The 17,025-nt window shown below is 71.5% G+C and carries 16 protein-coding genes; 7 read left to right on the forward strand and 9 right to left on the reverse strand.

Annotated elements, in window-relative coordinates; all coding sequences use genetic code 11:
* Window positions 1-23 precede the first annotated feature (23 nt).
* The 3 genes from hpt (at window position 24) to folE (ending at window position 3,584) form a co-directional block, all read left to right on the forward strand.
* Window positions 24-584 carry a hypoxanthine phosphoribosyltransferase gene (gene hpt / locus ACWD35_RS25905; RefSeq protein ID WP_451353680.1) on the forward strand — a complete coding sequence of 187 codons (561 nt, stop codon included), beginning with the start codon at window positions 24-26 and terminating at the stop codon, window positions 582-584.
* Window positions 585-802: 218 nt separating this feature from the next.
* Window positions 803-2,848, forward strand: a complete 2,046-nt coding sequence (gene ftsH / locus ACWD35_RS25910) for an ATP-dependent zinc metalloprotease FtsH (protein ID WP_451353681.1) — start codon at window positions 803-805, stop codon at window positions 2,846-2,848.
* 130 nt (window positions 2,849-2,978) lie between these two features.
* A complete protein-coding gene (folE, locus tag ACWD35_RS25915; protein WP_451353682.1) occupies window positions 2,979-3,584 on the forward strand; it encodes a GTP cyclohydrolase I FolE in 606 nt (201 codons plus the stop codon).
* A 22-nt stretch (window positions 3,585-3,606) separates the two neighbouring features.
* Here folE and ACWD35_RS25920 read toward each other — a convergent pair whose 3' ends face one another.
* The 6 genes from ACWD35_RS25920 to ACWD35_RS25945 form a co-directional block, all read right to left on the reverse strand.
* The gene (locus tag ACWD35_RS25920) at window positions 3,607-4,095 is read right to left on the reverse strand and encodes a DUF3180 domain-containing protein (RefSeq protein WP_451353683.1); all 489 of its coding nucleotides are present in this window, start codon (window positions 4,093-4,095) and stop codon (window positions 3,607-3,609) included.
* Between the two features lie 92 nt (window positions 4,096-4,187).
* Window positions 4,188-4,799, reverse strand: coding sequence for a 2-amino-4-hydroxy-6-hydroxymethyldihydropteridine diphosphokinase (gene folK, locus ACWD35_RS25925; RefSeq protein ID WP_451353684.1), 612 nt, complete (start codon window positions 4,797-4,799; stop codon window positions 4,188-4,190).
* Window positions 4,796-5,155: a dihydroneopterin aldolase gene (gene folB / locus ACWD35_RS25930; protein ID WP_356299925.1), complete on the reverse strand. Its 360-nt coding sequence runs from the start codon at window positions 5,153-5,155 to the stop codon at window positions 4,796-4,798. The genes folK and folB overlap by 4 nt, the downstream gene beginning before the upstream one ends.
* A 252-nt stretch (window positions 5,156-5,407) precedes the next feature.
* Window positions 5,408-5,956, reverse strand: coding sequence for a nuclear transport factor 2 family protein (locus ACWD35_RS25935; protein WP_451353685.1), 549 nt, complete (start codon window positions 5,954-5,956; stop codon window positions 5,408-5,410).
* Window positions 5,953-6,879: a dihydropteroate synthase gene (gene folP / locus ACWD35_RS25940; protein ID WP_451353686.1), complete on the reverse strand. Its 927-nt coding sequence runs from the start codon at window positions 6,877-6,879 to the stop codon at window positions 5,953-5,955. Before folP ends, ACWD35_RS25935 begins: the two co-directional genes overlap by 4 nt.
* A gap of 153 nt (window positions 6,880-7,032) precedes the next feature.
* Window positions 7,033-8,847, reverse strand: coding sequence for a phosphatidylglycerol lysyltransferase domain-containing protein (locus ACWD35_RS25945; RefSeq protein WP_451353687.1), 1,815 nt, complete (start codon window positions 8,845-8,847; stop codon window positions 7,033-7,035).
* Between the two features lie 240 nt (window positions 8,848-9,087).
* On the opposite strand from ACWD35_RS25945, the gene ACWD35_RS25950 reads away from it, so the two are divergent.
* Window positions 9,088-10,215, forward strand: a complete 1,128-nt coding sequence (locus ACWD35_RS25950; RefSeq protein WP_451353688.1) for an alpha/beta hydrolase — start codon at window positions 9,088-9,090, stop codon at window positions 10,213-10,215.
* Window positions 10,216-10,311: 96 nt separating this feature from the next.
* On the forward strand, window positions 10,312-11,529 hold the full coding sequence (locus ACWD35_RS25955) for a hypothetical protein (RefSeq protein WP_451353689.1): 1,218 nt from the start codon (window positions 10,312-10,314) through the stop codon (window positions 11,527-11,529).
* 55 nt (window positions 11,530-11,584) lie between these two features.
* Here the strand turns inward: ACWD35_RS25955 and ACWD35_RS25960 are convergent, their stop codons facing one another.
* Complete coding sequence (locus ACWD35_RS25960) at window positions 11,585-12,931, reverse strand: PH domain-containing protein (RefSeq protein ID WP_451353690.1); 1,347 nt, start codon at window positions 12,929-12,931, stop codon at window positions 11,585-11,587.
* Window positions 12,928-13,446, reverse strand: coding sequence for a PH domain-containing protein (locus tag ACWD35_RS25965; protein WP_451353691.1), 519 nt, complete (start codon window positions 13,444-13,446; stop codon window positions 12,928-12,930). The genes ACWD35_RS25960 and ACWD35_RS25965 overlap by 4 nt, the downstream gene beginning before the upstream one ends.
* A 31-nt stretch (window positions 13,447-13,477) precedes the next feature.
* On the opposite strand from ACWD35_RS25965, the gene ACWD35_RS25970 reads away from it, so the two are divergent.
* Window positions 13,478-14,629: an NADH-quinone oxidoreductase subunit D gene (locus tag ACWD35_RS25970; protein ID WP_451353692.1), complete on the forward strand. Its 1,152-nt coding sequence runs from the start codon at window positions 13,478-13,480 to the stop codon at window positions 14,627-14,629.
* Window positions 14,630-14,632: 3 nt separating this feature from the next.
* Here ACWD35_RS25970 and ACWD35_RS25975 read toward each other — a convergent pair whose 3' ends face one another.
* Window positions 14,633-15,664 carry an SAM-dependent methyltransferase gene (locus ACWD35_RS25975; RefSeq protein WP_451353693.1) on the reverse strand — a complete coding sequence of 344 codons (1,032 nt, stop codon included), beginning with the start codon at window positions 15,662-15,664 and terminating at the stop codon, window positions 14,633-14,635.
* Between the two features lie 118 nt (window positions 15,665-15,782).
* Here ACWD35_RS25975 and ACWD35_RS25980 point away from each other — a divergent pair, with 118 nt between their 5' ends.
* The gene (locus ACWD35_RS25980) at window positions 15,783-16,988 is read left to right on the forward strand and encodes a sensor histidine kinase (RefSeq protein WP_451353694.1); all 1,206 of its coding nucleotides are present in this window, start codon (window positions 15,783-15,785) and stop codon (window positions 16,986-16,988) included.
* Window positions 16,989-17,025 lie beyond the last annotated feature (37 nt).

Here is a 17,025-nt window from a genome sequence, read left to right on the forward strand (position 1 = left end):
TAAGTGCGGGACGACCGAAAGTGATGCGGGTGGACGCGAAAGACATGGGTGCCGACCTCCAGCAGGTGCTCATCACCAAGGAAGAGATCGACGCGAAGCTGGCCGAGCTGGCTGCGAAGATCGACGCGGAGTACGCGGGCAAGAACCTGCTCATCGTCGGTGTGCTGAAGGGCGCCGTGATGGTCATGGCGGACCTCGCCCGAGCGCTGTCCACCCCCGTCACCATGGACTGGATGGCCGTGTCCTCCTACGGCGCGGGCACCCAGTCCTCGGGCGTCGTGCGGATCCTCAAGGACCTCGACACCGACATCAAGGGCAAGCACGTCCTGATCGTCGAGGACATCATCGACTCCGGCCTGACCCTGTCCTGGCTGATCAACAACCTCGGCTCGCGCGAGCCCGCCTCCCTGAAGGTGTGCACGCTGCTGCGCAAGCCGGACGCCGCCAAGGTCGCCATCGATGTCGAGTGGGTCGGCTTCGACATCCCCAACGAGTTCGTCGTCGGCTACGGCCTCGACTTCGCCGAGAAGTACCGCAACCTGCCGTTCGTCGGTACGCTCGCGCCTCACGTCTACGGCGGCTGAGCCCGGGCCGGGTTCCGGTGTGAGCCAATCGGGCCAGCCCTTGTAAGACGATCGGGAACCCCAGCGGGTTTCGCGCCGTTGGAGCATGCAGAGACGGGATTGCCAGCCGTCGAAACCGCTCCGTGCGGCTTCGGGCAACAATGCTGGGGTACCGTCAGAAGAACTGTCTTATCAAACTCACTATGGCAGGAGGGACGGGGCGGCACCGCTCCGTATGGATGGACGTGAAGCGATACTTCCGTGGGCCGGTCATGTGGATCGTGCTGGCCGTCCTTGCCGTGGTCGTGTTGATGCAAGTCGTCGGCTCGTCCGGCGGCTACAAGACGGTGGACACCGGCCAGGTCGTGGCGGCGATCAACGACAACAAGGTCGAGTCGGCCAAACTCACCACCGGTGACGAGCAGACCGTCAAGGTCACACTCAAGAGCGGCCAGAAGGTCGAGGGCAGCTCGAAGATCCAGGCGAGCTACATCGGCGACCAGGGCGTGACCATCGCCAACACGCTGCAGACCAAGTTCCAGGACAAGCAGATCCCGGACGGCTACACCGTCTCGCCGTCCAAGCAGAACCCGTTCGTCGGCGTCCTGCTCTCGCTGCTGCCCTTCGTCCTGATCGTGGTCGTCTTCCTGTTCCTGATGAATCAGATGCAGGGCGGCGGCTCCCGGGTCATGAACTTCGGCAAGTCCAAGGCGAAGCTCATCACCAAGGACACCCCGAAGACGACCTTCTCGGACGTCGCGGGCTGCGACGAGGCCGTCGAGGAGCTCCAGGAGATCAAGGAGTTCCTGCAGGAGCCGGCCAAGTTCCAGGCCGTCGGCGCCAAGATCCCCAAGGGCGTGCTGCTCTACGGCCGCCCCGGTACCGGCAAGACGCTCCTCGCGCGCGCCGTGGCGGGCGAGGCGGGGGTCCCCTTCTACTCGATCTCCGGCTCGGACTTCGTCGAGATGTTCGTCGGTGTCGGTGCCTCCCGTGTCCGTGACCTGTTCGAGCAGGCCAAGGCGAACGCCCCGGCGATCGTCTTCGTGGACGAGATCGACGCCGTCGGCCGTCACCGTGGCGCCGGCCTCGGCGGTGGTCACGACGAGCGCGAGCAGACTCTGAACCAGCTGCTCGTCGAGATGGACGGCTTCGACGTCAAGGGCGGTGTGATCCTGATCGCCGCCACCAACCGCCCGGACATCCTCGACCCGGCGCTGCTGCGCCCCGGCCGCTTCGACCGGCAGATCGCGGTCGACCCGCCGGACCTGCAGGGCCGCCTGGAGATCCTCAAGGTCCACCAGAAGGGCAAGCCGGTCCAGACAGACGTCGACCTGGCCGCCGTGGCCCGGCGCACCCCGGGCATGACCGGTGCCGACCTGGCCAACGTGCTCAACGAGGCCGCCCTGCTGACGGCCCGCAGCGACCAGAAGCTGATCGACAACAAGGCGCTGGACGAGGCGATCGACCGCGTGGTCGCGGGCCCGCAGAAGCGGACCCGGATCATGTCGGACAAGGAGAAGAAGATCACCGCGTACCACGAGGGCGGCCACGCCCTGGTCGCGGCGGCCTCGCCGAACTCCGACCCGGTCCACAAGATCACGATCCTGTCCCGCGGCCGGGCCCTGGGCTACACGATGGTGCTCCCGGACGAGGACAAGTACTCGACCACCCGCAACGAGATGCTCGACCAGCTCGGCTACATGCTGGGCGGCCGCGCGGCCGAGGAACTGGTCTTCCACGACCCGACCACGGGTGCCGCCAACGACATCGAGAAGGCCACCAACCTGGCCCGCGCGATGGTCACGCAGTACGGCATGACGGAGCGGCTCGGCGCGATCAAGTTCGGCGGCGACAACAGCGAGCCCTTCCTCGGCCGTGAGATGGCGCACCAGCGCGACTACTCGGAAGAGGTCGCCGCGCTGGTCGACGAAGAGGTCAAGAAGCTCATCGAGAACGCGCACAACGAGGCCTGGGAGATCCTGGTCGAGAACCGCGACGTGCTCGACAACCTCGTTCTCCAGCTGCTGGAGAAGGAGACGCTGGGCAAGGAGGAGATCGCCGAGATCTTCGCCCCCATCGTCAAGCGCCCGCCGCGGCCCGCCTGGACCGGCTCCTCCCGCCGCACCCCGTCCACCCGCCCGCCGGTGCTCTCCCCGAAGGAGCTGGCACTGACGAACGGTTCGAACGGTTCGAACGGCGCGACGGCGGCGATCAGCACGGTCAAGTCCACGGCCGTGGAGTCCGCCCCGGTGACGGACGCCCCGGAGGACCGCACCGAGAGCTGACGGTTTCGGCCAACGGCCCGGAATGAATGCCGCGCCCCCCAGGTTTTAGCCTGGGGGGCGCGGCATTTCGCATGTCCGCAGATGAGACGCCGTGGCCGCACGTGCGTACAGCACAGGAACGAGGAACCAGATGACCGACCCCGTGACGCTGGACGGCGAGGGACCGATCGGCGAGTTCGACGAGAAGCGCGCCGAGAACGCCGTACGTGAGCTGCTGATCGCGGTCGGCGAGGACCCGGACCGCGAGGGCCTGCGGGAGACGCCGGGCCGGGTGGCGCGGGCGTACAAGGAGATCTTCGCGGGCCTGTGGCAGCAGCCCGAGGACGTCCTGACGACGACGTTCGACCTCGGGCACGACGAGATGGTGCTGGTGAAGGACATCGAGGTCTACAGCACCTGTGAGCACCACCTGGTGCCGTTCCGCGGTGTCGCCCACGTCGGCTACATCCCGTCCGTCACGGGGAAGATCACCGGCCTGTCCAAGCTGGCCCGCCTCGTGGACGTCTACGCGCGCCGTCCCCAGGTTCAGGAACGTCTCACCACGCAGATCGCGGACTCCCTGATGGAGATCCTGGAGCCGCGGGGCGTGATCGTGGTCGTCGAGTGCGAGCACATGTGCATGTCCATGCGCGGTATCCGCAAGCCCGGCGCGAAGACCATAACGTCGGCGGTGCGCGGCCAGCTGCGGGACGCGGCGACGCGGAACGAGGCGATGAGCCTCATCATGGCGCGCTGAGTCTGCCGGACGAAGCCGGTGGTCAGGCCACCGGCTCCGCGCCCGCGTGGTTCTGGTCGTCGTCCTCGGGGAGCTTGCAGACCCGCTCCAGGAACAGGGCCGCCACTATCACGCCGATGCCGGCCAGGACCGAGAAGCCGGCGTAGATGGCCTGGTCGCGGCGGGCGGGGATGTCCAGGAGCTCCAGCAGGAAGACGCCGGTGCCGCCGTACATGCCGGCGACGAGGGCGGCGACCAGGGCGCTGGCCTGGCCGAAGACGACCGCACGGGCGGCCATCAGGGGGTCGACGCCCTTTGCGCCGGGGCGGCGCTCGCGCTGGGCCTTGAAACGGGCGCGCAGCGAGAGCGCCGTCGACAGCAGGACCATGGCGATCAGGGCCAGGACGATGGGGGCGGCCAAGGGGACGCTGGGCAGTGTCCCGATCGAGTTCCAGAGGCGGGCGCCCGCCCAGGACAGGACTCCGGCCACGACGAACACGCCGGCCAGCACCCTGATGCGCAGCTCTCTCACGGTGTCCCTTCAGCTCCCCCGGACCGCTCTCCCGGACTGTGCCCGGACCGCTCCCGGACTGTGGTCGTCTCGACCCGTCTAGACCTTAACGACTACTCGGGCAGTCGGAGTTCCAGGTCCCTGCGGGGTTCGACGCCCTCGCGGGTGACGGCGGAGAGCAGTTCGGCCACCGTGCCGAGGCCGGGCAGCTGGGCCTGCGGGTCCACGTCGTGCCAGGGGGCGAGCACGAAGGCGCGTTCGTGGGCGCGCGGATGGGGGAGGGTGAGGTGCGGGTCGTCGGAGGTGACGTCGGCGTAGGAGACGATGTCGACGTCCAGGGTGCGCGGGCCCCAGCGCTCGTCGCGGACGCGGTTGAACGCCTCCTCGACGGCGTGCGCACGCTCCAGCAGGGAGGCCGGGGGCAGCGTGGTCCGAAGGACGACGACCGCGTTGAAGTACGACGGCTGGCTGCCGGGCTCCACGCCCCACGGCTCGGTCTCGTACACCGGGGAGACGGCCTTCACGCGGACGCCAGGGGTGTCCTCCAGGGCGTCGACGGCTCCCTGGAGGGTCTCCAGGCGGTTGCCGAGGTTCGAGCCGAGGGAGATCACGGCCCATTTCGGGTTCTGGAGGGTCGTGTCCGCGGCGTCGACCTGCTCGACGACCGAGGCGGGCACCGGCTGTACGGTCGGGTCGCTGTGACCCTGGGCGAAAGGTCGGGTCATACTCGGCTCCGGGTGATGGTGACGGTCACGTCGTCGAAGGGGACGGTGATGGGGGCGTCCGGCTTGTGGACGCAGACCTCGACCTCCTGGACCCCTTCGTGCTTCAGGCAGGTCTGTGCGATGCGCTCGGCGAGCGTCTCGATGAGGTTCACCGGCTCGCCCTCGACCACGGCCACGACCTCCTCGGCCACGATGCCGTAGTGCACGGTCTTCGCCAGGTCGTCGTCGGCCGCCGCCGGCCGGGTGTCCAGGCCAAGGACGAGGTCCACGATGAAGGTCTGGCCCTCCTCGCGCTCCTTGGGGAACACTCCGTGGTGCCCGCGGGCCTTCAGGCCGCGCAGCGCGACACGATCCACGCGAATCACTCCTGCAATCGTCGGGAACGGCCGGGCGGTACCACGTGCGGGCGGCACACCGGCCACAGACGAATCTACCTGCGGGCACTGACACGGCCGGGCCACAGGGCCGTGGCCCCGGGAAGGGTCCAGGAAGGGTTCATCGCCCGTTTCCCCTGGGGAACCGGGCCGAGTCAGGGGCTGGAAGCCGCACCTACCCCCGGGTTCGTGATTCCAACCACTTCTTGGCCCCTGCGAGTCCTGTTTACCCGCTCAGCTGAGCGGCCCGTCGTCCGGATTCGCCCCATTCGTGCCGTTCTGGTCACCGTTTGGGCCGTCCTCGTCGGACTCGCTCTCCGCGAGGACGGGCGAGGCGTGGTGCGACCAGAGCTTCCAGCCGGAGGAGGTGCGCCGGAACACGTTCGTGGCGACGACGAGCTGGCCGACCAGGGGGCCGAGTTCCGTGCCGTCCTCAGGGGCCGGGCCGCCGCTGAGGATGTTCTCGGTGCAGGTCACGAGGGCGGTGTCGCCGGTGACGGAGACATGGACGTCGGTGAGGAAGAACTGGATGTAGTCGGTGTTCGCCATGATCAGCGCGTACGACCTGAGGACCTCGCCGCGGCCGGTGAGCACCGGCCAGCCAGGGTGCACGCAGGAGATCACGCCGGTGTCCGCCGGGTCGTGGTACTCCTCGTCGACGCCCAGGTCGGCGGGGGTGAGCCAGAGCGAGGACAGCTCTTCGAAGTCGCCGCGTTCCATCGCCTCGTAGAAGGCGGTGTTGGCGGCCTCCACCTGTTCGACGTCGGTGTGGGGGGCGCTCACCGGGCTCCTTCCGGTGCACCACCGGTCGTATGCGCCCCGTCCAGCGCTCCGTCTCGTACCGCTTCCCGAGCCTCCTCCACGGCGCGCGCGACCCGCACGGCGTCCGCGGTGGCGCGTACCTCGTGCACGCGCACCGCCCACGCGCCGGCGTGCGCTGCGAGCGCGGAGACGGCGGCCGTGGCGGCGTCGCGCTCCCGGGCCGGCGGGGGCGCGCCCTCGGGGCCGGCGAGGACGCGGCCGAGGAAACGCTTGCGGGAGGCGGCGACCAGCAGAGGGTGGCCGAGGGCGTGCAGGCGGTCGAGGTGAGCGAGGAGGGTGAGATCGTGCTCGGCCTCCTTGGAGAAGCCGAGACCGGGGTCGACCACGATGCGCTCGGGGGCGATGCCGCCCTCCAGAACGGCCTCCACGCGCGCGTGCAGCTCGTTCGCGACCTCGGTGATGACGTCCTCGTAGACGCCCTTGACGTTGCCGCCGTCCAGGAAGCCGCGCCAGTGCATCACCACGAAGGGGGCGTCGGCGTCGGCGACCACCGGGATCATCGTGGGGTCGGCGAGGCCGCCGCTGACGTCGTTGACGAGGGCGGCGCCGGCCGCGAGGGACTGCTCGGCCACCGAGGCGCGCATGGTGTCCACGGAGACGACGACGCCTTCGGCGGCGAGGCCGCGGATGACGGGGATGACGCGCCGCAGCTCCTCGGCCTCGTCGACGCGGGTCGCGCCGGGGCGGGTGGACTCGCCGCCGACGTCCACCAAGTCCGCGCCCTGGGCGACCAGGTCGAGCCCGTGCTTGACGGCGGTGCTCGTGTCGAACCAGCGGCCACCGTCGGAGAAGGAGTCGGGGGTCACGTTGACGACTCCCATGACCGCGCACCGGTCCCACGCCGGAAGGCCCGCCACATGCCCGCGCCCGCTGAGGTTGTTCATACGTTCAGCGTAGGCCCAGGAAGGTGGCGTGAACGCGCCGCGGCCCGGGCGGAAGCCCCGGTGCTGGAGGGGATGGCACTTCCTCCCCCAAGCTCTCGGCTTCGCTCGAGCAGGGGGGACCCCCAGGGCCAGTTCGGGTGCATGCCGCGCGGCTCAAGCGGCCCGGACGTCCCGCTCCGCCACCGCGTGCGCGCAGGGGCGCTGGGCGGCTGCCCGGCGGCGGCGCAGGAAGCGCGGGAGCGGGAGGGCGAGGTCGACGAAGCCTTCGGCCTGCATGGCGGCGAAGCCGATGCGCGGCAGGTCGGCGGAGGCGCGGTAGACCACGAAGCGCGGCTCCCAGCGCGGCTGGAACTTGGCGTTGAACTTGTACAGCGACTCGATCTGGAACCAGCGCGAGAGGAACACCAGCAGCCCGCGCCAGGCGCGCAGCACCGGACCGGCGCCGATCTTCTCTCCGCGCGCGAGGGCCGAGCGGAACATCGCGAAGTTGAGCGAGACCCGGGTGATGCGGAACTTCGGCGCGGCCTGGAGGGCGGCGACGATCAGCAGTTCGTTCATGCCGGGGTCGGCGGAGCGGTCGCGGCGCATCAGGTCCAGGGAGGCGCCGTCGGTGCCCCAGGGCACGAAGTGCAGGATCGCCTTCAGGTCGCCGTACTCGCCGGGCTCCTCGTCCTGCTTGTGGGCGGTGGCGATCAGGCAGTCGCCGTCGGTGGGGTCGCCGATGCGGCCGAGGGCCATGGAGAAGCCGCGCTCGGTGTCGGTGCCGCGCCAGTCCTCCGCCGCCCGCCGGATCCGGTCCAGTTCGGCCTCGCCGAGGTCACGGATGCGCCGTACCCGGGTTTCGTAGCCGGCCCGCTCGATGCGCTTGACCATTTGGCGCACGTTGCGCATCGCGCGTCCGGCGAGCGAGAAATCCGCGACATCCACCACCGCCTCGTCGCCCAGTTCGAGGGCGTCGAGACCGGTTTCGCGGGTCCACACCTCGCCGCCGGTCTCCGAGCAGCCCATGACCGCGGGGGTCCAGGAGTGCGCCTTGGCCTCGTCCATGAAGCGCTCGATGGCGCCCGGCCAGGCCTCGACGTCGCCGATCGGGTCGCCGCTGGCGAGCATCACGCCTGAGACGACGCGGTAGGTGACGGCGGCCTTGCCGCTGGGTGAGAAGACGACCGCCTTGTCGCGGCGCAGCGCGAAGTGGCCGAGGGAGTCACGGCCGCCGTGCTTGGTGAGCAGCTCACGCAGCTTGCTCTCGTCCTCCTCGGTGAGCCGGGCGGCCGGGTGTTCGGGGCGGAAGGCCAGGTAGACGGTGGTGACCGCGGTGAGCCAGCCGAGCGCGCCGAGGGAGAAGGCGACCGTCCAGGAGGTGTTGCCGGCGTAGTCCACCGGGCCTTCGAAGCCGAACAGGCCGTACACCACGTGCGTCAGCCGGTCGGCCAGGCTCGGGTCGCCGAGTTCGGTGTTCGGGTGGGCGCTGACGACGACCAGCCCGAGGGCGAGGGAACCGGCGCTCATGAGGATGAAGTTGGCGAGCGCGCGCCACCGGCTGCGCGGGTCGGGGAGCGCCGCGAACTCGTCGCGGTGGCGCAGCAGCGGTGCGAGCAGCGCCACCGAGATGAGCACGCCGATGAGCGAGTGCCGGTACACGAACTGGCCCACCGCGCCCGCCGGCAGGAGCGCGACCGCGGCGCGCCATGCCCGGCGCTTGCGCCGCCTGAGCCCGTGCGCGAGCAGCAGCAACAGCACGCCGGCGCTGAGCGAGAGCGCCGCCGCGAAGGGCCCGAAGGAGCCGGGCAGCACCTCGGCGATGGCGTGCATATGGCTGTGCCGGAAGCGCGGGAAGACGCCCGACGCAATGTCCAGGACACCCACGAGGGCGCACGCCCTGCCGATCAGAGCGGGGACGGCCTCGGGGCGCGGGCCGCGCATTATGCGCCGCGCCCGGCTTGATCGGCCCGGAACCCCGCCCGACATTTCCCCATCTATCCTGACAGACATCGCATCCCGTAGTTCTGCGAGAGACCTTGAACCCGGTGCCGATTGGGGCATCCGGCGACATTGCGCCCTCTAGGACGGTGTCTCGGAGGAAGAGGTTCACTCCCCTTCGGAAAGTCGGGTCAAAGGCCAAGGAAAGCCCCGGGCAAGGCCTCGCAACGAAGTTGCGGGGGGCGCGGGCGGACGCGCAGTCAGGAAAGCGCAGACAGGAAGCAGCCCATGGGTCTCACGAGCAACAAACTGCTGGTCCTGACGGTTCTGTTCGCGGTGGTGCTGTTCATCGGCACCGTGTGGCTCTGGCCGCGGCTGGCCCGGCAGAACTGGCGGACCGTCAGTGGCCGCGTCGGGCTGCTGTTCGCCACCCAGCTGGCGCTCTGCGCCTCCCTGGGCATCGCCGTGAACCAGTCCTTCGGCTTCTACGCCAGCTGGGCGGACCTGCTCGGCAACGAGACCGACCAGGGTGTCGTCGTCGACCACTCGGCCAACGGCAGCACCGGCGGCCCGCTCCAGGTGGTCTCCACCGCCCAGGTGCCGGGGTCGAAGGGGGCGCGGCCGGAGATGTCCGGACAGATCCAGAAGGTCGACATCGTGGGCCGTACGACCCACATCGCCACACCGGCCTACGTCTACCTCCCGCCGGAGTACTTCCAGCCGCAGTACCGCACGCGTACGTTCCCGGCGACCGTCGTGCTGACCGGCTACCCCGGAACGGCGCAGGCGCTCGTGAGCAAGCTGCAGTACCCGCATACGGCACAGAACCTGGCCAAGGACGGGCGGATGCAGCCGATGATCCTGGTGATGATGCGCCCGACGGTGGCGCCGCCGCGCGACACCGAGTGCGTGGACATTCCGGGCGGGCCGAAGACGGAGTCGTTCTTCGCCAAGGATCTGCCCGAGGCGGTCGGCGGCCACTACCGGGTGGGCAAGCGCCCGGCCAGCTGGGGCGTCCTCGGCGACTCCACCGGCGGCTACTGCGCGCTGAAGCTCGCCATGCACCACCCGAACGTGTACGCGGCCGGCGCGGGCCTGTCGCCGTACTACAAGGCGCCGATCGACCCCACGACCGGTGACCTCTTCCACGGCGACAAGGCCCTGCAGAATCGTTCGAACCTGTGGTGGACGCTCGGTCACGAGCCGGCGCCCGACACCTCGCTGCTCGTCACCAGCAGCAAGATCGGCGAGCACAACTACAAGGACACCCTGAAGTTCGTCCAGCAGGTGCAGGCCACGAACCTGACCCGGATCTCGTCGATCATCCTGAACAGCGGCGGGCACAACTTCAACACCTGGCGGCGGGAGATCCCGGCGACGCTCCAGTGGCTGAGCGGGCGGCTGACCGATCGCTGAGCGCCGGGCCCCTGATGCCCTTTGAAGCCCGAGGTGTGGCTGTGTTTTTACGGGGCGGGGGTCCGCGATTCGCCTACACCCGGTAAGTTTCTGGCCATGCCACGTGGACGCCACCGCCATTCCCCGCCTCTGCACCGGCTGTTGCCGCCGTCGGCGATCGCCGGTGTCTCCGTTGCCTGTGCGCTGGGTCCCTGGGTGTTCTCCGAGACCACGGTGTTGCGCGCGCTGGCCGCCGCCGCGGCGGCGACGGCAGCCGTCGGCGCGTTCGTGATGCGCCGCTGGGACTCGCACGCGGGCAAGCAGGTCGCCGACCTCACGCGCGCACGTGCCAGCGACGAGTGGCGCTACGAGGAACGGGTCGCCGAACTGGAGACCGACCTGGAGGAGTCGCGCGAACTGCGCGGCAAGCTGGAGCAGCGGCTGCGCGCCAAGCGGGCCGAGCTGGCGGGCCTGCGCAACGAGCACGCGGCTCTGCTGCGCCGGTACGCCACCGCGGAGACCGAGCGCGCGAGCGCCCTGGAGGGACGCCGGCTGCTGGAGATCGAGGCGGCGGAGCCCTCGACCGCGACCTCGACCGTCCCCGCGCTGCCGCCCGCGCGCAGCGCCGAACCGGAGCGGGCCGAGCTGGAGCCGGTCAGGCCGGAGCCTGCCGAACCTGAGCCGGCCGAGCCCGAGGCCGACGTGAAGGCGCCCGCCGTGTTCTCGTCCGAGGGCGCCCGGCTGTACCGGAAGGCCCTGTCGGCGCTGGCCCGGTTCGACCGCGACAGCGGCGCCGGGGCCGGGCCGGAGGCGTCCGACAGCGCCGGGCCCGCCGCCAAAGGAGAGGGCGTCACTGACCGCGTGACGGACACTTCCGGTGTGCCGCGCGGCGACGCGAGTTCCCAGCCCGCCCGGGAGGACGAGGCGCAGGGGCAGTCCGAGGCGGCCGACCCGCACGCGGGCGAGGCCGCCGCCCCGACGGCACCGGCCCAGTCCGAGGCGCCCGCGGGCCGGCAGCCCGCCGGGCACTTCACGGTGCCGACCGCCGTGGCCGTCGTACCGGCGGCGCCCGCGCGGCGCCCGGTGGTCCAGGGCGGGTTCGATTTCTTCGGCACTCAGAAGCAGAACGCGTCCGCCGCGCTGGACTCCGTGCAGAACGAGGACCTCGCCGACGTCGTCGGCCAGGAGGCGCTCGCGCTGCACAAGGCCGAGACCGAGGCCGAGTTCAAGCCCGCCGACGACCGCGCGGACCGCGTCGGCCAGGTCATCGACCTGACCGCCCACGACGAGACCGAGCAGATCGACGTCCAGGGGCTGCGCAGCGCGGCTTCCTGAGCCCGAACACCGGACGACACCGAGCCCGGCCGCCCCGCAAGGGGGTGAGCCGGGCTCACGTCATCCAGCGGTCGGGACGGGCGTCGTGGCGGCCGGTGCGGGAGCGGTCCGCCTGGGCGTGCAGCAGGCGTGCGGCCTGTTCGGCGTCGCGCAGGCGGGCCGTGACGGTCTTGTCGGCACCGGTGTCCACGTGGACGTCGGCGAGCCCCCAGCAGCGTTCCCAGGGGCCCTGGGTGAGCCGTACGCTCTGCACCTTGGCGTGCGGGACCAGGGAGAGGCGGCGGCGCAGCAGGCCGTGCCGGGCGGCGAACACCGAGTCGGTGACCGCGAGCCCGTGTCCGCGCCACCACAGTGGCGCGCACCACCCGGCCCGCCGCGGCGGCCGGGACAGTTCGTGCGGCACGGTCACGCCGGGCAGCACGCGCGCGACGACCGACTCGGCCACCGCGCGCGGGGCGACCGGTACCAGCACGGAGTTCTTGGACCCGGCCACGTCCAGCTCCACCCGTACCCAGCCGAGCCGCCGCCACAGCAGCGGCTCCACGAACCGCACGGTCTGCACCCGCCCCGGCGGCACCGTCTCGTGCGTGCGGTCGAGCAGCCCGTGGTCGATGCGCAGCCCGTCCGGGGACTGACCGACCGTCCAGTCGTACTCGGCGACGAACCGCCCCGCGCTGCCCGCGCCCGCCCCGCCGAACAGCGGCAGCGCGGCGGCGAGGACCGTCCACGCGTTGTGCGTGAGGAGCCACAGCACGGGCGGTACGACGAGGGCGGCGCACAGCGCTCCCCAGGTGGCGCCGGTCAGTACGAGGGAGAGCGCCAGCTCGCGCGGGGGCACGCGCAGCAGCTCGTGCGCCGGAGCCTCGCCGGCCTCGCGCGCGGTCTCGGGCGTGAAACCCGCCGCGCGCGCGAGCAGCTCCGCGCGCAGGGCGCGCGCCTCCCGCTCGCCCAGAAAGGCGAGTTCGTCCTTGTCGTCCGCCCCTACGACGTCGATGCGCAGCTTGGCGACGCCCGCCACGCGCGCGAGGAGCGGCCGGGAGACGTCCACGGCCTGGACGCGCTCCAGCCGGATGTGCGCGGTGCGCCGGAACAGCAGGCCGGTACGGATGCGCAGTTCGGTGTCGGTCACCGCGAAGTGCGTGAACCACCAGGACAGGAAGCCGTAGAGGCCGGCCACCGGCACCAGCACCGCGAGCCCCGTGAGGAGCATCGTGGTGGTCAGTCGCGCCAGGTTCTCCTGCGTCCCGCTCGGGTCGTGGACCGCCCAGCCGAGGAGCACCGTGACCGGCGCCCAGGCCCGCCTGAAGGGTGTGACGGGGTGCAGCCGCCGCTCGGTGGCCTCCGTGGCTTCGGTGCCGGGCGGGCGCTCCGGTATGCCGCCGTCCGGCTCGGGGGCCGTCACAGGCCCGCCGAACGGGCCTCGCCCAGCTCGGTGAGCCGGTCGCGCAGCCGCTCGGCCTCGGCCGGGTCCAGGCCCGGGATGGCCGCGTCGGTCGCCGCGGCGGCGGTGTGCAGCTGCACGCCGGCCAGCCCGAAGCGCCGCTGCACGGGCCCCGAGGTGACCTCCACCAGCTGCATCCGCCCGTACGGCACCACGGTCTGCTCGCGCCACAGGACACCGCGGCTGATCAGCAGATCGTCGGCGCGCTCGGCGTACCGCCAGGAGCGCCAGTTGCGGGCCAGCAGCCGCCAGGACCAGGCGGCGAGGGCCAGGGGCAGCAGCGCGAGGGCCGCCCATGCCGGGCCCCCGAGCAGGCCGCCCAGCAGCCCTGTGCCGAGCGCGACCGGCGCCGTCCACACCACCAGCAGCAGCCGGCGCATCCGCAGCAGGCCGGGCGGCAGCCCCCGCCACACCGGCTCGGGACCCGACGCTGCCCCCGCCTCCGCACCCGCGTCCTGCGGGCTCCCCGTCTCCATGGGGTCAGCGTACGTAGGGGAGACTGGGTCCATGACTCCTACGACCGAGACCACGATCGGGATCGGCGGTGCCGCCGAGAGCACCGACATGGTGCTCAACATCGGCCCTCAGCACCCGTCCACGCACGGCGTGCTGCGGCTCCGGCTGGTCCTGGACGGGGAGCGCATCCAGCACGCGGAGCCGGTGATCGGCTACATGCACCGGGGCGCGGAGAAGCTCTTCGAGGCGCGCGACTACCGGCAGATCATCATGCTCGCCAACCGCCACGACTGGCTGTCGGCGTTCTCGAACGAGCTGGGTGTGGTCCTCGCCGTGGAGCGGATGCTCGGCATGGAGGTCCCCGAGCGCGCGGTGTGGATGCGCACGCTGCTCGCCGAGCTGAACCGGGTGCTGAACCACCTGATGTTCCTCGGCTCGTACCCGCTGGAGCTCGGCGGTATCACCCCGATCTTCTACGCCTTCCGGGAGCGTGAGGAGCTCCAGCACGTCATGGAGGAGGTCTCCGGCGGGCGCATGCACTACATGTTCAACCGCGTCGGCGGCCTGAAGGAGGACCTGCCGGCCGGATGGACGGCACGCGCGCGTGCCGCCGTGGCCGACGTGCGCTCGCGCATGGACGTCTTCGACGACCTGGTGCTCGGCAACGAGATCTTCCGGGGGCGCACGCGGGGCGTGGGGGCGCTCACCCCGCAGGTCGTGCACGCCTACGGTGTGAGCGGGCCCGTCGCGCGCGCCTCGGGCGTCGACTTCGACCTGCGCCGCGACGAGCCGTACCTGGCCTACGGCGAGCTGCAGGACACCCTGAAGGTCGTCACCCGCGGCGAGGGCGACTGCCTCGCCCGCTTCGAGTGCCTTCTGGAGCAGACCCACAACGCGCTGGACCTGGCCGACGCCTGCCTGGACCGGTTCGCCGAGCTGCCGCCCGGCCCGATCAACCAGCGGCTGCCGAAGGTGCTGAAGGCCCCGGAGGGGCACACGTACGCGTGGACCGAGAACCCGCTCGGCATCAACGGCTACTACCTGGTCAGCAAGGGCGAGAAGACGCCGTACCGGCTGAAGCTGCGCTCGGCGTCGTACAACAACATCCAGGCCCTGACGGAGCTGCTGCCGGGGACGCTGGTCTCGGACATGGTGGCGATCCTGGGGTCGATGTTCTTCGTGGTCGGAGACATCGACAAGTAGGTCTCAGGCGAGCGGGTCCGGAATTCCCACCGGCTGGAGCAGCCAGCCGAAGTCGCCGAGGCCGCCCGGTGCGGTGAGTTCGGCGGCCTCGCCCGCGCCCGCGAGGGCACGCACGTACGCCGAGGGGTCCGTGGAGGCCAGCGCGAGCGGGGGGCGTGCGCCGGTGAGACCGAGGGCGTGCAGGGCCTCGCGTTGTGTGAGGAGGCGCGCGGCCGGGAGAGTGCGCGCCGTGGGCGCCGTCGCGCACGCGTCCAGCGCGACGTGGGCCGTGATGTCGCAGGACCCGTCCGGTACGGGCGCCGTCTCGCGCCCCTCCCGGAAGCCGGTGAGCGTCCCGAACGGGGGGCGCGTGTCGCGGGTGTGCGCGTAGTCCACGGCCACCGCGAGCCCCCGCGCCACCCGGTCCACCGCGGACGCCCACGCCAGGTCCCGGGGCAGCCCGAGCTCCGCCCGCAGCCCCTCCCGCGCCGGCAGCGGCCACCAGCGCGCCAGCCAGTGCGCGTCCGGGCCGGTCACGGGCTCGCCGAGCCGCTCGGTGCCGTCCTGCGCGACGAGCACCAGCCGGGGCACGCCCGCCGCGTCCGCTTCGGCGACGTCCACGGGCACGTTGTCCAGCCACTCGTTGGCGAACAGCAGCCCGGTGACCGCGTCCGGCGGTTCGCTCAGCCAGGTGATGCGCTCGTCCAGGCCCGCCGGAGGGTCGGCGAGCTCCACGGCGTACCCGCGCGCGCGGGCGGCCACCTCGGCCGGCAGGGCGGCGAGCACTCCGGTTACCAGCTCACCGCGCCCGGCCCCCATGTCGACGAAGTCCAGCGCCGCGGGCCGCCCGAGCGCCTCGTCCACCCGGCAGAGCAGCCCGGCCACGGCCCGCGCGAACAGCGGGGACGCATGCACGGACGTACGGAAGTGACCGGCCGGGCCCTCCGGGCGCCGGTAGAAGCCGCCGGGTCCGTACAGGGCCGCCCGGGTCGCCTCCCGCCAGCCGCGCGCGCCCTGGGGAGCGGATTCCGCTTTCCCTGCTGTCTCATCCGTCACCGGGACAGATTAGGCGTACAGATGATCACCTCCTCCACCTTGCGGAGTATGTGCGCCGGGCATGGATCGGCCCTCCGGTTGACCCCCGCACCCTGCTGTTTTCCCTACTCTGGGTTACGTGCAGCGCCTTTACGACTTCCTCCGCCGTCACCCGACCTGGTTCGACACCTTCTGGGCCGTCGTCCTGCTCGGGCTCTCCGGCGTGAGCGTGGTCAATCTGAACGGGGCGCCCGGCCACCACGGGACGATCGTTACGGGAGTGGCCGTGTCCGCGGTGCTGTGCGTCGTCGTCGCGCTGCGCCGCCGGTTCCCGGAGCCGATGCTGCTGCTCGCCCTCGCGACCGGCCTGGCCCAGCTGATCCTCGACGTCGAGACGACCGTCGCCGACTTCGCCCTGCTGGTGATCACCTACACGGTCGCCGCGATCGGCGAGCGCTGGGCCTCCCGCATCGCCCTCGCCGCCAGCCTGGGCGCGGCGACGCTCGCGCAGATCCGCTGGCCGGCCGAGCACAGCAGCTTCCTCGGGCACGCCGCCCTCGCCGTGTTCCAGACGGTGCCCTTCGCGCTGGCCTGGGTGCTCGGCGACTCCATGCGCACCCGGCGTGCCTACTTCGCCCAGCTGGAGGAGCGCGCCGCCCGCCTGGAGAAGGAGCGCGAGGCGCAGGCCAAGGTCGCGGTCGCCGCCGAGCGCGCCCGGATCGCGCGCGAGCTGCACGACGTCGTCGCGCACAACGTGTCGGTCATGGTGGTGCAGGCCGACGGCGCCGCCTACGTCCTCGACGCCGCCCCCGACCAGGCGAAGAAGGCTCTGGAGACGATCTCCTCCACCGGCCGCCAGGCCCTCGCCGAGATGCGCCGCCTGCTGGGCGTGCTGCGCACCGGGGAGCACCGGGAGAGCGGGGAGTACGTCCCGCAGCCCGACGTCGAGCAGATCGACGAGCTGATCGAGAAGTGCCGCGACTCCGGCCTGCCCGTCGACTTCAAGGTCGAGGGCACCCCGCGCCCGCTGCCCAGCGGAGTGGAGCTGACCGCCTACCGGATCGTGCAGGAGGCGCTCACCAACACCCGCAAGCACGGCGGGCCCGACGCCGGCGCCAGCGTCCGGCTGGTCTACTTCGACGACGGGCTCGGCCTGCTCGTCGAGGACGACGGCAAGGGCGCCCCGCACGAGCTGTACGAGGAGGGCGGCGCCGACGGGCAGGGACATGGCCTGATCGGCATGCGCGAGCGGGTCGGCATGGTCGGCGGCACCCTGGACGCCGGCCCCCGCCCGGGCGGAGGCTTCCGCATCAGCGTGCTGCTGCCGCTCAAGCCGGCGCACTGACGTCCCAACTGACGTCCCATACGGAAACGACCGAAAC

The organism is Streptomyces sp. NPDC002671 (assembly GCF_053592475.1).

Excerpts from the sequence above, each read along its gene's own strand:
- folK (WP_451353684.1), bottom strand. The coding sequence starts at position 4,799 with ATGACCCGACCTTTCGCCCAGGGTCACAGCGACCCGACCGTACAGCCG.
- ftsH (WP_451353681.1), top strand. The coding sequence starts at position 803 with ATGGACGTGAAGCGATACTTCCGTGGGCCGGTCATGTGGATCGTGCTG.
- hpt (WP_451353680.1), top strand. The coding sequence starts at position 24 with ATGCGGGTGGACGCGAAAGACATGGGTGCCGACCTCCAGCAGGTGCTC.
- folE (WP_451353682.1), top strand. The coding sequence starts at position 2,979 with ATGACCGACCCCGTGACGCTGGACGGCGAGGGACCGATCGGCGAGTTC.
- ACWD35_RS25970 (WP_451353692.1), top strand. The coding sequence starts at position 13,478 with ATGACTCCTACGACCGAGACCACGATCGGGATCGGCGGTGCCGCCGAG.
- ACWD35_RS25955 (WP_451353689.1), top strand. The coding sequence starts at position 10,312 with ATGCCACGTGGACGCCACCGCCATTCCCCGCCTCTGCACCGGCTGTTG.
- folP (WP_451353686.1), bottom strand. The coding sequence starts at position 6,879 with ATGAACAACCTCAGCGGGCGCGGGCATGTGGCGGGCCTTCCGGCGTGG.
- ACWD35_RS25950 (WP_451353688.1), top strand. The coding sequence starts at position 9,088 with ATGGGTCTCACGAGCAACAAACTGCTGGTCCTGACGGTTCTGTTCGCG.
- ACWD35_RS25945 (WP_451353687.1), bottom strand. The coding sequence starts at position 8,847 with ATGTCGGGCGGGGTTCCGGGCCGATCAAGCCGGGCGCGGCGCATAATG.
- ACWD35_RS25965 (WP_451353691.1), bottom strand. The coding sequence starts at position 13,446 with ATGGAGACGGGGAGCCCGCAGGACGCGGGTGCGGAGGCGGGGGCAGCG.